The sequence below is a fragment of the Frigoribacterium salinisoli genome (assembly GCF_054781095.1).
Genome location: NZ_BAAGVB010000001.1, coordinates 280,561 through 294,347, shown reverse-complemented (window position 1 = coordinate 294,347; position 13,787 = coordinate 280,561). Strand labels below are relative to the sequence as shown.

Here is a 13,787-nt window from a genome sequence, read left to right as displayed (position 1 = left end):
CACCGGGTCAGGCCGACTCCTTCGCCGGGGCCTTCTTCGTGGCGGCCTTCTTCGCCGGCGCCTTCTTCGCGGGCGCCTTCTTCCCAGGCGCCTTCTTCGCCGGGGCCTCCTTCGCGGCGGACTCCTTCGCCGGGGCCTCCTTCGCCGGGGCCTCCTTCGCTGAGGCCCCCTTCCTCGGCGCCTTCTCGGCAGCAGCCTTCTTCGCACCGGCCCCCTTCGCGGCCGGTGCCTCCTCGCCGTCGTCGGCCGTGCCTCCTGAACGGCTGGGGTGGCCCTTCTTCGCCGGCCGGGTCGCCGTCCGGCTGCGCTCGACGCTCTGCCGCAGGGCCTCCATGAGGTCGATCACCTCACCACCGTCGGCGTCGTCCTCGTCGTCGTCGTCGCGACCGAAGGTGGCGTCGGTGTCGAGGGAGTCGCCCTGCTCGAGCTTGGCGTCGATGAGCTGGCGCAGCTCCTCCTGGTAGTCGTCGCTGAAGTCCGCGGGCTCGAAGTCGTCGCTCAGCGACTCGACGAGCGACGCCGACATCTGCAGCTCCTTCTTCGAGATCCTGACGGGCTCGTCGAGGGACGGGAACCGCGCCTCGCGCACCTCGTCGTCCCAGAGCAGCGTCTGCAGCATGAGCACGTCGCCCCGCACGCGCAGGGCCGCGAGCCGGGTCTTCTGGCGGAGCGAGAAGTGCACGATCGCCGTGCGGTCCGTCTCCTCCAGGGTGCGCCGCAACAGCACGTAGGCCTTGGGCGACGAGCCGTCGGGCTCGAGGAAGTAGCTGCGGTCGAAGGTGACCGGGTCGACCTGCTCGCTCGGCACGAACTCGAGCACGTCGATCTCGCGGGAGTGCTCCTCGGGCAGCGACGAGAGGTCGTCGTCGGTGAGCACGACCGTGCGGTCGCCGTCGTCGTAGGCCTTGTCGATGTGCTCGTAGTCGACGACCTTGCCGCAGATCTCGCACCGCCGCTGGTAGCGGATGCGGCCGCCGTCGGCGTCGTGCACCTGGTGCAGCGACACGTCGTGGTCCTGCGTGGCGCTGTAGAGCTTGACGGGCACGTTGACGAGGCCGAAGGTGACGGCGCCCTTCCAGATCGATCGCATGCGCCCAGCTTCCTCCGCGTCTGCTCCCGGTGCTCCTCGGCGGGGTACACCGGCCGGGCAGCGTGCGCCTCCGGCGGGCATCGTGGGTGCATGAGCCAGTACGACAAGAAGAACCCCGTCGACCTCTACCCCGCGCCGCCGTACCCGGAGCAGGAGCAGTCCCTCCCGGGCGAGGCGTGGAAGATGGACCCGAAGCCCGACCACGGCGAGACCAGCTACGTCGGCAAGGAGCGCCTCACGGGCTTCCGCGGCATCGTCACCGGCGGCGACTCGGGCATCGGCCGCGCCGCCGCCATCGCGCTCAGCCGCGAGGGCGCCGACCTCGTGCTCAGCTACCTGCCGAGCGAGCAGGCGGACGCCGAGGAGGTCCGCGACCTGCTCGAGGGCGAGGGCCGCAAGGCCGTGCTCGTGCCCGGCGACATCTCGGACGAGCAGTACTGCCGCGACCTCGTCGCGACGGCCGTCGAGGAGCTCGGCGGCCTCGACACGCTCGTCATGGTGGCCGGCCGCATGAAGAGCAACGACGACATCCTCACGCTCACCACCGAGGACATCGACTCGACCATCAAGACCAACGTCTACTCGCTGTTCTGGCTGAGCCAGGCCGCGATCCCCCACCTCGAGCCCGGCTCGTCGATCGTCACCACGGGGTCGGTCCAGGGCACGCAGCCCAGCCCCGACAAGATCGACTACGCCCTCACCAAGGGTGCGATCGGCGTCTTCACGGGTGCGCTCGCGCAGCAGCTGGCGCCCAAGGGCATCCGCGTGAACCAGGTCTCCCCCGGTCCCGTGTGGACCCCGCTGCAGCCCGGCTCGGACGACGCGGAGACCGTGTCGCAGTTCGGCGGCCAGGCTCCCTACGGTCGTCCCGGCCAGCCCGCGGAGCTCGCGGCGGCCTACGTGCACCTGGTGAGCCCCGAGTCGAGCTACACGAGCGGCGCGACCATCACGATCGCCGGGGCGATGCCGGCCGTCTGACCCGCCCCTCCTGCACCGCCCCTCTCTGCCCGCGCCTCCTGCCGCAGCGTCGGCGCACCGCTCCACGTGCGCACCGCAGCTGGCACTCTTGGGCGAAAAAGGCGACCCGCGGCACCCGACACGCCGCCCCGACCCCGGTCCGGGCGGCGTGTCGCGTCCTACCTGTCGCGTCCGGCGCCGGACGCGACCACCGCGAGCGCAGGAGGCGCAGTCCCGCTCCGCAGGACCCCGCACCTGACGCGCGACCCGTGCCGCGCCGCACCTGACGTGCGACCCGTGCCGCCCGCCCGCCGGGGCCGCGCCGCCGCCGGGCCTGGTACGACTGGACCACGAGCGCAGGAGGCACGCCATGGCCGGCAAGGGACGCACCGAGCGGGTGCAGGTCGGCGGGCACGCCCTGCAGCTGTCGAACCTGGACAAGGTGCTCTACCCCGAGACCGGCACGACGAAGGCCGACGTGCTCGCGTACTACGCCGCCGTCGCGGAGTGGATGCTGCCGCACGTCGAGGGCCGACCCGCGACCCGCAAGCGCTGGGTCCACGGGGTCGACGGGCCCGTCTTCTTCGAGAAGAACCTGCCCGACTCGGCACCGGACTGGGTGCCGCGCCAGCAGCTGCAGCACAGCGACCACGTGAACACGTACCCGCTCGTCGACGACCTGGCGACGCTGACCTGGCTCGCCCAGGTGGCAGCGCTCGAGGTGCACGTGCCCCAGTGGCGGTTCGGCCCTCGCGGCGCGCGGCGGGACCCTGACCGCCTCGTGCTCGACCTCGACCCGGGCGAGGGCGTGGGCCTGCCCGAGTGCGTCGCGGTCGCGCAGCTGCTGCGGCCGATCCTGGCCGGCACGGGCCTCGAGCTCGTGCCCGTCACCAGCGGCAGCAAGGGCGTGCACCTCTACGCCGCCCTCGACGGCCGGCAGACGAGCGAGCAGGTGGGTGCGGTCGCCCACGAGCTCGCGCGGGCCATGGAGGCGGACCACCCCGACCTCGTGCTGAGCACGATGGGCAGAGCGGACCGTCGCGGCAAGGTGCTGCTCGACTGGTCGCAGAACAACGGCAACAAGACGACGGTGGCGCCGTACTCGCTGCGCGGCCGGTCGAGGCCGACCGTCGCGGCCCCGCGCACGTGGAGGGAGCTGGCCTCCCCGCACCTCCGGCAGCTGGAGCACGGCGAGGTGCTCGAGCGGCTCCGTCGTCGCGGCGACCCCCTCGCCCGGCTGTCGGCGGGGACGCCGCCGGTCGCCCCGGACGCCGAGGGCGCGCCTCCTGCTCGCGAGAGCGTGACGGCAGGAGGCCCGGCCCGCGCCGCGACGGACGCCCCGGCCGACGCGGACCGCCCCGACCGCCTCGCCACCTACCGCTCGATGCGCGACCCGGCCAGGACGCGCGAGCCCGTCCCCGCGGACGCGCCGCCGCCCACGGACGGGCGCACCTTCGTGATCCAGGAGCACCACGCGCGACGCCTGCACTGGGACTTCCGGCTCGAGCACGACGGCGTGCTCGTGAGCTGGGCGCTGCCGAAGGGCGAGCCCGACGACCCGGGCACGAACCACCTGGCGGTGCAGACGGAGGACCACCCGCTCGAGTACGCGACCTTCGAGGGCACGATTGCGGCGGGCGAGTACGGCGCGGGCGAGGTGACCGTCTGGGACTCCGGCACCTACGAGCTCTCGACGTGGCGCGACGGCGAGGAGGTCGTCGTCGTGCTGCACGGCGAGCAACGCGGCACGCGGCGGGTGGCACTGATCCACACGGGGCACGGCGGGCGCTCCGCCGCCCGCAACTGGATCGTGCACCGCATGCACGACGCCGACGCGGGCGGGTCAGGAGCCACGAGGTCGTCCCGCGGGCGACGCGCCCCCGCTCCGCACGGCTCCCCCGCGCCCGCCACCGCTCGGGGCGAGGCCGCACCCGCGACGCACGACGCGCCTCCTGCGGGCGGGACCACCCCGACCACCGCCGTGGCGGCGATGCTCGCGACGGCGGGCGGCCCCGCCGACCTCGGCGACGACTGGGTGCACGAGATGAAGTGGGACGGGATCCGGGCGATCGCCGTCGTGCGGGACGGTGCGGTGACCCTCACGAGCCGCAACGGGAACGACCTCACGCCCTCGTTCCCGGAGCTCGCCGTCCTCGCCGACCAGGTGGCGGGCGACGCCGTGCTCGACGGCGAGATCGTGGCGGTGGACGGGAGCGGACGGCCCGACTTCGGGCTGCTGCAGACCCGGACGGGCCTCACGCGGGAGCGCGACGTGCGACGGGCGCAGCGCCAGGTGCCCGTGCGCTACCTGCTGTTCGACGTGCCGGCGGCCGAGGGCCGGTCGCTCGTGCACGAGCCCTGGACGGAGCGTCGCGCGGCCCTGGAGCGGGTCGTCCGCCCGGAGGGCCCGATCGACGTGCCGCCGGTCTTCGAGGGCGACCTCGACGCCGCCCTGCGCACCTCGCGCCGGCTGCGACTCGAGGGCGTCGTCGCCAAGCGCCCCGACTCGACCTACGTCGCGGGTCGACGGTCGCGCGCCTGGATCAAGCTCAAGCACCACCGCGCGCAGGAGGTCGTGGTCGCCGGATGGAGGCCCGGCACCGGCCGACGCGCGGGCGGCGTGGGCTCGCTGCTGCTGGGCGTGCCCGACGAGGGCGGCCTCCGCTACGTCGGGCGCGTGGGCACGGGCTTCACGGACCGTCAGCTCGACGACCTGCTCACCGAGCTCCGCCGGCACGAACGGTCGACCTCCCCGCTGGTCGACGTGCCGGCCGTCGACGCGCGCGGCGCCCACTGGGTGACGCCGTCACGGGTGGGCGAGGTCCAGTTCGCGGAGTGGACGGCGTCGGGGCACCTGCGCCACGCCACCTGGCGGGGCTGGCGGCCTGACAAGGCGCCGGAGGACGTCGTCGTCGAGCCGTGAGCGCCCGCCGACAGGTGTCGCCCTCGCGCGGCCGTGGTCGCACGCCGTAGCATCGGCAGCACCAGACCCTGAGGAGTCCTCGTGCCACGTCCCGGTCCCGAGCGCACGACCCACGAGCACGACGGCGAGCTCGTCGTGTTCCTCATCGGCATGACGGTGCGCCAGTGGTGGCGACCCGACCAGTGGCTGCCCGTGTTCCGCGCCATGGGGCCGATGCTCGCCGAGCTGAGCCGCGACCGCAGCTCGGGGCTGGCGGGCTTCCGCGTGACCCTCGGTGCGGGCGGTCCGATGGTCGTGCAGTACTGGACGAGCCTCGAGGCGCTCTACGCCTACGCGAGCGACCCGTCGGCCACGCACCGTCCCGCCTGGTCCGCCTTCAACGCCCGCGCCCGACGGGCACCGCGGGCCGTGGGCATCTGGCACGAGACGTTCGTCGTCGACCGCGCCGAGAGCATGTACGTCGGCACGGGCGTGACCGGGCTCGCCAGGGCGACGCGCTCGGTGCCCGTCGGCAGCCGGAGCGAGACCGCCCGGCAGCGCGCCGAGGCGGGTCGCACGCGACCCTCCTGACCCGGGTCGGGTATGCCCCGGCACCGGTAGCGTGGCGGGGTGCACGAGCGACGCGACGACCTGCCCGGCCCTGTCCTCACGACGACGCGCCTGCTGCTCCGACGCTGGCGCGACGCCGACCGCGGACCGTTCGCCGCCCTGAACGCCGACCCGGTCGTCATGGAGCACTTCCCGGCGACGCTCACCCAGGAGCGCAGCGACGCGGCCGTCGAGCACATCGAGGCCGCCTTCGAGCGGGACGGCTGGGGCCTCTGGGCGGTCGAGCGCCGCGACGACGGCGTTCTCCTGGGCTTCACGGGGCTCTCCCGTCCCGGCCAGCTGCCGCACCTGGAGGGCCAGGTCGAGATCGGCTGGCGGCTCGCCGCGCACGCCTGGGGGCAGGGGTACGCGACGGAGGCCGCCCGAGAGGTGCTCCGTTTCGCCTTCGCACCCGACGGCGCCGACCTCGACGCCGTCGTGAGCTTCACGGCCGCCACGAACGAGCGCTCCCAAGCCCTCATGCGACGCCTCGGCATGACGCGCGACCCGGCCGACGACTTCGTGCACCCGGCCCTGCCGATCGGATCGCCCCTGCGCCCGCACGTGCTCTACCGCCTGTACCGGCGCGCGGCCCCGGACGGCCCCTGACCCCGGCCACCACGCACGACGGCGCCCACCGGGCCCGACGCCCACGAGGGGCATCGCGCCGGTGGGCGCCAGGTGGCGACGGTCAGCGCCGCCGCACAACGGACGGTCAGCGCGTGCTGCGCCCCGCCGCGAGCACCTGGTGCGCCTGCGCGGCGAGCTCGCCGCGCACGAGGACCTCGTACCGCCCGGCCTCCATGGTGCGGACGGACGCGAAGTCCCGCTGGCCGCGCTGGGCCGCGTGCCCGACGAAGCCGAACAGGGCGCCCCAGAGGGCACCGAGGCCCACGGCCAGGAGGAGGATCCCCAACCAGGCCTCGCCCGGGGAGAACAGGCCGAAGAGCACGCCGAGCAGCAGGCCGAACCAGGCCCCGCCTCCCATCGCGCGGAGCGCGGCCTTGCCCTTGGTGAGCCGACCGGTGACGTTCTCCACCGTGCGGATGTCGTGGCCGACGATGGACACGGCCTCGACGGGGAACCCCTCGTCGCTGAGCAGGTCGACCGCGGACTGGGCCTGCTCGTACTTCTCGTAGGTGGCGAGGGTCTGCGGCCAGGACCCCCCGGCCCAGGCTCCGGCGCCGGGGGCGACGGTCGGTCCGCCGCCCTGCTGCTGGCCGCCGCCGTACGGCTGGCCGCGGTAGGGCTCGCCCTGGACGGGCTGCCCGGGTCCGGCGGGCGGTGCCGCGACCGGCGGCACGGTGCCCTCGGGGGCGTACTCGCCGTACGCAGGGGCCGGGCGCGGCTCGGGAGCAGGGGTCGCGCCCTGCCCGGCGAGGTCGCCGTCGCCTCCCCCCGTGGTGGGCCGGTCGGTGCGGGGTCGGTCGGTGTCGTGCGTGTCGCTCATGGTGTCTCCTCCAGCGGGTCCCCACCATGCTGCCCCGTGCACGCCCTCGTGGAGCGGACGTTCAGCGCTCGCACAGGTGATATATCGAGCACTCCGAGAACGTGCACACCCGTGCCGGCCTGCAGCGCCGGCGCTGCAGCGCCGGCCTGCAGCGCCGGCCTGCGTGCTCCGACGAGTGCCCGAACACGACGAAGGCCCTCCCGTCGGGGAGGGCCTTCATCGTGTTCGGGTGGATCTGAGGGGACTCGAACCCCTGACCCCCTGCATGCCATGCAGGTGCGCTACCAGCTGCGCCACAGACCCAGATCGTGCTCCTCGGGTTCTTCACCCTGCCGAAGCAACTCCTCAACTGTACACCATCTCGGACGGCCCGATGACCACCGCGACCGGTACCGGGCGATCAGGCCTCGGCGTCCGCGTCGGCCGGGGCGTCGGCGTCGGCACTGACGACGTCGAGCGGCAGCACGGGGCAGTCGCTCCAGAGGCGCTCGAGCGAGTAGTACTGACGGTCCTCGTCGTGGAAGACGTGCACCACGAGGTCGCCGAAGTCGAGCAGGACCCAGCGCCCCTCGGAGCGGCCCTCACGGCGCAGCGGCTTGGCCCCCGCCTGGACGAGGGCGTCCTCGACCTCGCCGGCGATGGCGAGGACGTTGCGCTCGTTGCGGCCCGAGGCCAACAGGAAGACGTCGGTGAGGGGCAGCGGGCCGGAGACGTCGAGGGCGACGAGGTCGTCGGCCTGCTTCGCGTCGGCGGCGCGGGCCGCGATCTGGAGGAGCTCGAGGGCACGAGGGGTGGCGGTCACGGATTCCTTCTGGGGTGGGTGGTGCGGGAGGGGGAGGACGGTCGATCAGCCGAGGAGGCCGGTGGCGAAGCCGACGACGACGCCGACCACCAGGAGGACGCCGACGGCGCCGCCGCCGACGCCGAGGACGAGCGGGAGCTTGCTCGACGGCTGCTGCGCGGCCGAGAGGACCACGGAGCGCGTCGAGGTGTGCGTGCTGATCGCCCGGCTCGCACGGACGGGCTGAGCGTCGGTCTCGGCCTGCTCGGCGTCGCCCTGCTCCATGAGCCGGTCGATGTCGGACGTGTCGATCTTCGCCTGCGACCCCGTGGCCGCGAGGCTGCGGGGCAGGTCGATCGAGCCGGTGATGATGATCTCCCCCGTGGCGTTGAGCGCCCCGGTGACGTCGGCGACCTGCTGGTCGGTGAGGATCAACGCGTTGGTCTGACCGGTGTCGGGGCCGACCGTGCGCCCCGGGGCGGTGTCGGCCTCGGGCTCGTCGTCGATGACGCCCTGGTCGGACCAGTGCGCGACCGGCGGGGTGAAGGCGGGCGGCGCCGGGGCCTCCTGCGCGGGGACGGGACCCTCGTCGACCGGGCGCGCGGGCTCGACGAGCGGCTGCGCGGGCTCGACGGGCGTCGGCTGCTGGCCACCGAGGGCGAACGGGAACACCGACGGCGTGGACGTCGGCGGTGGCACGGCCGGACCGCTCCGCTCGGCGCGGGGCGCGGAGGCGGGAGCGGGCTCGGGCGTCGGCGCCGACGAGACCGCGGTGCGGCGCGGCCCCGGGGCCTCGTCACCCCCGTCGTCGACGCCCTCGTCGTCGACGTCCGCACCGGCCGGGCGCTCGTCGACGCGGGGCAGGATCGAGTCGAAGCCGGACGGAGCGGTGGCGCGCGGGGCGGAGGTCGCGCCGTCGTGCGTGGACACGATCGCGTCGACGCCCTGGAGCGCCTCGGACAGGTCGCGGCGCGGCTCGGGCGCGGGCTCCTGCAGCGGCGCGGGCGCACCCTGGCCGGCCTCCTGGGCATCGCGGAGCGCACGGAGCTGACGACGGCTCAGCGTCTGGCCCGGCTCGGCGACGGACGCCGGGCCGTAGGCCGAGGCCGGCGCGTGCGAGGAGGACGGGACCGCCGTGGACGCGGGCGGACGCGTCGACGACGGGCCCTGGGCGCTGCGGGGCTCGGACGTGGGCGTCGGCACGACCGGGTGGGCCCCCGTCAGGGCCGCGCCGGCCTCACGGGCCCGCTCGAGCTCGCGCGCCTGGCGTCGGGTGAGCGGCGGCTGGCCGTCGGACGAACTCATGCGTGGCTCCGATACAGGTGGTGCTTGGAGATGTACTGGACGACACCGTCGGGGACCAGGTACCACACGGGGAAGTCGCGACCGACCCGCCTGCGGCAGTCGGTGGACGAGATCGCCAGGGCGGGGACCTCGAGCAAGCTTACGTCGCTCTCGGGGAGGCCGCTCACGGACAGGTCGTGACCCGGGCGGGAGACGGCCACGAAGTGCGCGAGCTGCCACAGCTCGGGGGCGTCCTTCCAGTCGAGGATCTGCGCGACCGCGTCGGCCCCCGTGATGAAGAAGAGCTCCGCCTCCGGGTGCAACGCCCGCAGGTCGCGGAGGGTGTCGATCGTGTAGGTCGGTCCCGCGCGGTCGATGTCGACCCGGCTCACGGTGAACATCGGGTTCGACGCGGTCGCGATGACCGTCATCAGGTACCGGTGCTCCGCGTCGGTGACGGCGGGCTTCTGGTACGGCTGCCCCGTCGGCACGAACACGACCTCGTCGAGGCCGAACGACTGGGCGACCTCGCTGGCCGCCACGAGGTGGCCGTGGTGCACCGGGTCGAAGGTGCCGCCCATCACGCCCACGCGGCGCCGGCCGGGTGCGGCCTGCGAGGTCATCTCGGCCACGGGTCAGTGCTGCTCGGGGTGACCGTACTCGTCGATGGCGCCGGCGGAGTGCTGCTGCGTCGAGGGCTTGCGCACCGACCGGTTCGACACGTCGCGGAAGCTGAAGACCACGTAGCCGAGGAACACGAACGCCACGGCGAAGATCGCGGGGAAGACGAAGACGGGCAGCCCGCCCTCGGCGTGCTCCGCTGCCTCGGCGAGGGCGGGTGCCGCGAGCACCGTGGTGACGAGGGCGTCGAACATGCGTGTCTCCTGTTCCGAGCGTGACGATCCGCCCCAGTCTAGACGGACGGGCGTCGCCTAGCGGCGCACCTGCCCCTGGCCGCGCACGATCCACTTCGTGCTGGTGAGCTCGGGCAGCCCCATGGGGCCCCTCGCGTGCAGCTTCTGCGTCGAGATGCCCACCTCGGCCCCGAAGCCGAACTCGCCGCCGTCGGTGAAGCGCGTCGAGGCGTTGACCATGACCACGGCGCTGTCCACCCGGGCGAGGAACCGCTCCGCCGTCGCGAGGTCGGCCGTGACGATCGACTCGGTGTGCTGCGTGGACCACCGGGCGATGTGCGCGATGGCCGCGTCGGCGTCGGGCACGACGCGCACGGCCAGGTCGAGCGAGAGGTACTCGGCGGCCCAGTCGGCCTCGGTCGCGGGGACCACGGCGGCGTCGAGCGCCTGCACGCGCTCGTCGCCGTGGACCGTCACGCCCTCGGCGGCCAGGGCGGCGAGCACCGCGGGCAGCACGCGGTCGACGGCGCCCTCGTGCACGAGCAGGGTCTCGAGCGCGTTGCAGACGCTCGGCCGCTGCACCTTGGAGTTCACGACGACGTCGACCGCCATCTGCACGTCCGCGGTCGCGTCGAGGAACACGTGGACCACGCCGGCGCCCGTCTCGACCACGGGCACCGTCGACTCCTCGACCACGGTGCGGATGAGCTCGGCGCTCCCCCGCGGCACGAGCACGTCGACGAGGCCTCGCGCGCGCATGAGCCAGCGCGCGCCGTCGCGACCGTGCTCGTCGACCGTGACGACGGACGCGGCGGGAAGGCCCGACGCGACCAGGGCCTCCTGCAGGACCTCGACGAGCACGGCGTTGCCGTGCCGGGCGGCGCTGCCCCCGCGCAGCACCGCCGCGTTGCCGCTCTTGAGCGCGAGCGCGGCGATGTCGACCGTCACGTTCGGCCGCGCCTCGTAGATGGCGCCGACGACGCCCAGCGGCACGCGCACCTGGTCCAGCCGGAGCCCGTTGGGCAGCACCCGGCCCCGCACGCTGCCCCCGACCGGGTCGTCGAGCCCCGCCACGAGCCGGGTGGCCGCGGCGAGCTGCTCGAGCCGGGGCAGGTCGAGCCGGAGGCGGTCCTGGACGCCCGCGGGCACGCCCTGCTCGCGCGCGGCGACGAGGTCGAGCTCGTTGGCGGCGACGATGCGGTCCGCCGCGGCGACGATCGCGTCGGCGACCGCCAGAAGCGCGGCGTCCTTCTGCGCGGTCGTCGCGACGGCGAGCTCCGTGGCGGCCTCCTTCGCGGCCGTGAGCTTCTCGAGGAAGGCGGGGGCGACGGCGTCCGTGGGCGACATGCCGAGAGTCTAGGTCAGGCCGCCCCGCCGACGGTCCCCGCCGCCCGCGACCGGTCCGCCTCGAAGAAGGTGCCGACCTCGTGGCCCGAGAGCGCCTCGGCCACCAGGCCCGCCGCCGTCACGAGCACCGGCGTGCCGGCCGCGGCCGCGTGCCGGGCGGCCGCGGCCTTCGTGCCCGCTCCCCCCGTGCCGACTCCCGCCGCGTCGGCACTGCCGAAGGTGACGCCCGCGAGGTCGTCCCCGAAGGGGACCTCGGCGATGCGCTCCGCGCCGGGCTCGGAGGGCGGCCGCGTGTAGAGGGCGTCGACGTCGCTGAGCAGGACCAGCGCGTCCGCGCCGACCAGCTCGGCGACGAGCGCCGCGAGGCGGTCGTTGTCGCCGAAGCGGATCTCGTGCGTGGCCACGGTGTCGTTCTCGTTGACGATCGGCAGGATGCGCAGGTCGAGCAGGCGCTCCATGGCGTGCTGGGCGTTGCGCCGGTGCGTCGGGTCGGCCATGTCCCCCGCGCTGAGGAGCACCTGGCCGGCCACGATGCCCGACCGTCGCAGGCTCTGCTGGTAGCGGTAGATGAGCAGGTTCTGCCCCACCGCCGCGGCGGCCTGCTGCGTGGGCAGGTCGACCGGTCGGGAGTCGAGCCCGAGGTGCGGCATGCCCGTCGCGATCGCGCCCGACGACACGAGCACGACCTGGGTGCCCCGGGCGTGCGCGGCCGCGAGGGCGTCGACCAGGGGGTCGATGCGGTCGGCGTTCGGTCCGGAGATGGACGACGAGCCCACCTTGACGACGAGGCGCCCTGCCCCGGCCAGGTCGCCCCGGCCGAGGACGGGCGTGCTCCGCCGCCCGGTCACGACTGCTCGTCGCCCTCGCGCACGACGAAGCCCTCGTCGTCGGTCCAGAGCCCCGCGGCGCGCTCGCGCTGCAGCTCGGCCCGGGCCTCGGCCTTGGCGTCCATGCGCTCGAAGTACTCCTCGCGGCGCTGGCCACGGGTCGGGCGGTCCGTTCCGCCGACGCGCGGGTCCGTGCCGCGCGCGCTCGTCATGAGCTCGGCCGTCGACGAGAGCGTGGGCTCCCAGTCGAAGACGATGCCGCCCTCGGGGCCGATGACGACCGTCGATCCCGCGACGGCCCCGGCCTTGAAGAGGGCGTCCTCGACGCCGAGCGCGTTGAGGCGGTCGGCCAGGTAGCCCACGGCCTCCTCGTTGTTGAAGTCGGTCTGCACGACCCAGCGCTCCGGCTTCTGGCCCAGCACGCGGTAGACGGCGCCGTAGCTGCCGCCCTCGACCTTGACGACGAAGGGCTTCTGGTCGACCGCGCGCGGGCGCACGACCAGGCGGGGCGGCGCCGGGCGCGCCGCGATCTCGGCGCGGCTCTGCTCGACCACCTCGGCCAGCGCGAAGGACAGCTCGCGCAGGCCCTGGCGGCTGACCGCGGAGATCTCGAAGACCCGGTAGCCGCGGCCCTCGAGCTCGGCGGTCACGAAGTCGGCCAGCTCACGGCCCTCGGGCACGTCGACCTTGTTGAGCGCGACCATCTGGGGACGCTCGAGGAGGGGCACCTGACCATCGGGCACGGGGTACGCCTCGAGCTCGCGCAGGATCACGTCGAGGTCCGAGATCGGGTCGCGACCCGGCTCGAGCGTGGCGCAGTCGAGCACGTGCAGGAGCGCGGAGCAGCGCTCCACGTGGCGCAGGAACTCCAGGCCGAGGCCCTTGCCCTCGCTGGCGCCCTCGATGAGGCCGGGCACGTCGGCGATCGTGTAGCGGGTCTCGCCGGACTCGACGACGCCCAGGTTCGGGTGCAACGTGGTGAAGGGGTAGTCCGCGATCTTCGGCTTCGCCGCCGACATCGCGGCGACCAGGCTCGACTTGCCGGCGGACGGGTAGCCGACGAGGGCCACGTCGGCGACGACCTTGAGCTCGAGCAGCACGTCGCCGGTCCAGCCGGGGGTGCCGAGGAGGGCGAAGCCGGGTGCCTTGCGCTTCGTGGAGGACAGGGCCGCGTTGCCGAGGCCGCCGAGGCCGCCCTGCGCGGCGACGTAGCGCAGGCCGGGCTCGGTCATGTCCATGAGCTCGGTGCCGTCGGCGGACTTCACGACGGTGCCCACGGGGACGACGAGCTCGAGCGTCTCGCCGTTCGTGCCGGACCGGTGGTCGCCCATGCCGAACCCGCCGTTGCCGCTCGAGCGGTGCGGCGCGCGGTGGAAGCCGAGCAGCGTCGTCACGCCCGTGTCGCTGACGATGACGATGTCGCCGCCGTGGCCGCCGTTGCCGCCGTCGGGGCCCGCGAGCGGCTTGAACTTCTCGCGCTTCACCGACACGCAGCCGTTGCCGCCGTTGCCGGCGCGGAGGTGGAGCGTCACGTGGTCGACGAAGGTGGCCATGGTGTGTCCCTACTGAGGTTCTCGGAGGCCGTGCCGGTGACGGCACGAGGCTGGACGCACGAATGGACGAGCCGGAGGCTCGTCCACTCGTGGCGTGGGCGGTCGCTGCGGGCAGCGGACCACCGGGGTGCTG

13 protein-coding genes and 1 tRNA gene are annotated in these 13,787 nt (G+C 74.3%); 4 read left to right on the top strand and 10 right to left on the bottom strand.

The genetic code is table 11. The features are described 5' to 3' along the window. Nucleotides 1-7 precede the first annotated feature (7 nt). Complete coding sequence (gene ku / locus ACYVHQ_RS01445; RefSeq protein WP_460510235.1) at nt 8-1,090, bottom strand: non-homologous end joining protein Ku; 1,083 nt, start codon at nt 1,088-1,090, stop codon at nt 8-10. 90 nt (nt 1,091-1,180) lie between these two features. On the opposite strand from ku, the gene ACYVHQ_RS01440 reads away from it, so the two are divergent. From ACYVHQ_RS01440 to ACYVHQ_RS01425, 4 genes are all read left to right on the top strand, one after another. Further along, nucleotides 1,181-2,068 (top strand): SDR family oxidoreductase, encoded by an 888-nt coding sequence (locus ACYVHQ_RS01440; RefSeq protein ID WP_460510233.1) that lies wholly within the window; start codon nt 1,181-1,183, stop codon nt 2,066-2,068. Nucleotides 2,069-2,417: 349 nt separating this feature from the next. Further along, nucleotides 2,418-4,970, top strand: a complete 2,553-nt coding sequence (locus ACYVHQ_RS01435; RefSeq protein WP_460510231.1) for an ATP-dependent DNA ligase — start codon at nt 2,418-2,420, stop codon at nt 4,968-4,970. A gap of 81 nt (nt 4,971-5,051) precedes the next feature. Then, a complete protein-coding gene (locus ACYVHQ_RS01430) occupies nt 5,052-5,540 on the top strand; it encodes a DUF4188 domain-containing protein (RefSeq protein WP_460510229.1) in 489 nt (162 codons plus the stop codon). Between the two features lie 39 nt (nt 5,541-5,579). Continuing rightward, nucleotides 5,580-6,167, top strand: coding sequence for a GNAT family N-acetyltransferase (locus ACYVHQ_RS01425; protein ID WP_460510227.1), 588 nt, complete (start codon nt 5,580-5,582; stop codon nt 6,165-6,167). Between the two features lie 106 nt (nt 6,168-6,273). Here the strand turns inward: ACYVHQ_RS01425 and ACYVHQ_RS01420 are convergent, their stop codons facing one another. The 9 genes from ACYVHQ_RS01420 to obgE form a co-directional block, all read right to left on the bottom strand. Then, complete coding sequence (locus ACYVHQ_RS01420; protein ID WP_460510225.1) at nt 6,274-7,008, bottom strand: YflT domain-containing protein; 735 nt, start codon at nt 7,006-7,008, stop codon at nt 6,274-6,276. A gap of 230 nt (nt 7,009-7,238) precedes the next feature. Then, nucleotides 7,239-7,311 (bottom strand) — tRNA-Ala (locus tag ACYVHQ_RS01415). Nucleotides 7,312-7,408: 97 nt separating this feature from the next. Then, nucleotides 7,409-7,810: a ribosome silencing factor gene (gene rsfS / locus ACYVHQ_RS01410; protein WP_460510223.1), complete on the bottom strand. Its 402-nt coding sequence runs from the start codon at nt 7,808-7,810 to the stop codon at nt 7,409-7,411. A gap of 45 nt (nt 7,811-7,855) precedes the next feature. Beyond that, nucleotides 7,856-9,094 (bottom strand): hypothetical protein, encoded by a 1,239-nt coding sequence (locus ACYVHQ_RS01405; RefSeq protein WP_460510221.1) that lies wholly within the window; start codon nt 9,092-9,094, stop codon nt 7,856-7,858. Further along, on the bottom strand, nt 9,091-9,696 hold the full coding sequence (gene nadD / locus ACYVHQ_RS01400) for a nicotinate-nucleotide adenylyltransferase (RefSeq protein WP_460511206.1): 606 nt from the start codon (nt 9,694-9,696) through the stop codon (nt 9,091-9,093). Before nadD ends, ACYVHQ_RS01405 begins: the two co-directional genes overlap by 4 nt. A 12-nt stretch (nt 9,697-9,708) precedes the next feature. Further along, complete coding sequence (locus tag ACYVHQ_RS01395) at nt 9,709-9,948, bottom strand: hypothetical protein (protein WP_460510220.1); 240 nt, start codon at nt 9,946-9,948, stop codon at nt 9,709-9,711. Nucleotides 9,949-10,005: 57 nt separating this feature from the next. Then, nucleotides 10,006-11,274, bottom strand: a complete 1,269-nt coding sequence (locus ACYVHQ_RS01390) for a glutamate-5-semialdehyde dehydrogenase (protein WP_460510218.1) — start codon at nt 11,272-11,274, stop codon at nt 10,006-10,008. A gap of 14 nt (nt 11,275-11,288) precedes the next feature. Beyond that, the gene (proB, locus tag ACYVHQ_RS01385) at nt 11,289-12,122 is read right to left on the bottom strand and encodes a glutamate 5-kinase (RefSeq protein WP_460510216.1); all 834 of its coding nucleotides are present in this window, start codon (nt 12,120-12,122) and stop codon (nt 11,289-11,291) included. Next, nucleotides 12,119-13,654, bottom strand: coding sequence for a GTPase ObgE (gene obgE / locus ACYVHQ_RS01380; RefSeq protein WP_460510214.1), 1,536 nt, complete (start codon nt 13,652-13,654; stop codon nt 12,119-12,121). Before obgE ends, proB begins: the two co-directional genes overlap by 4 nt. Nucleotides 13,655-13,787: the final 133 nt, after the last annotated feature.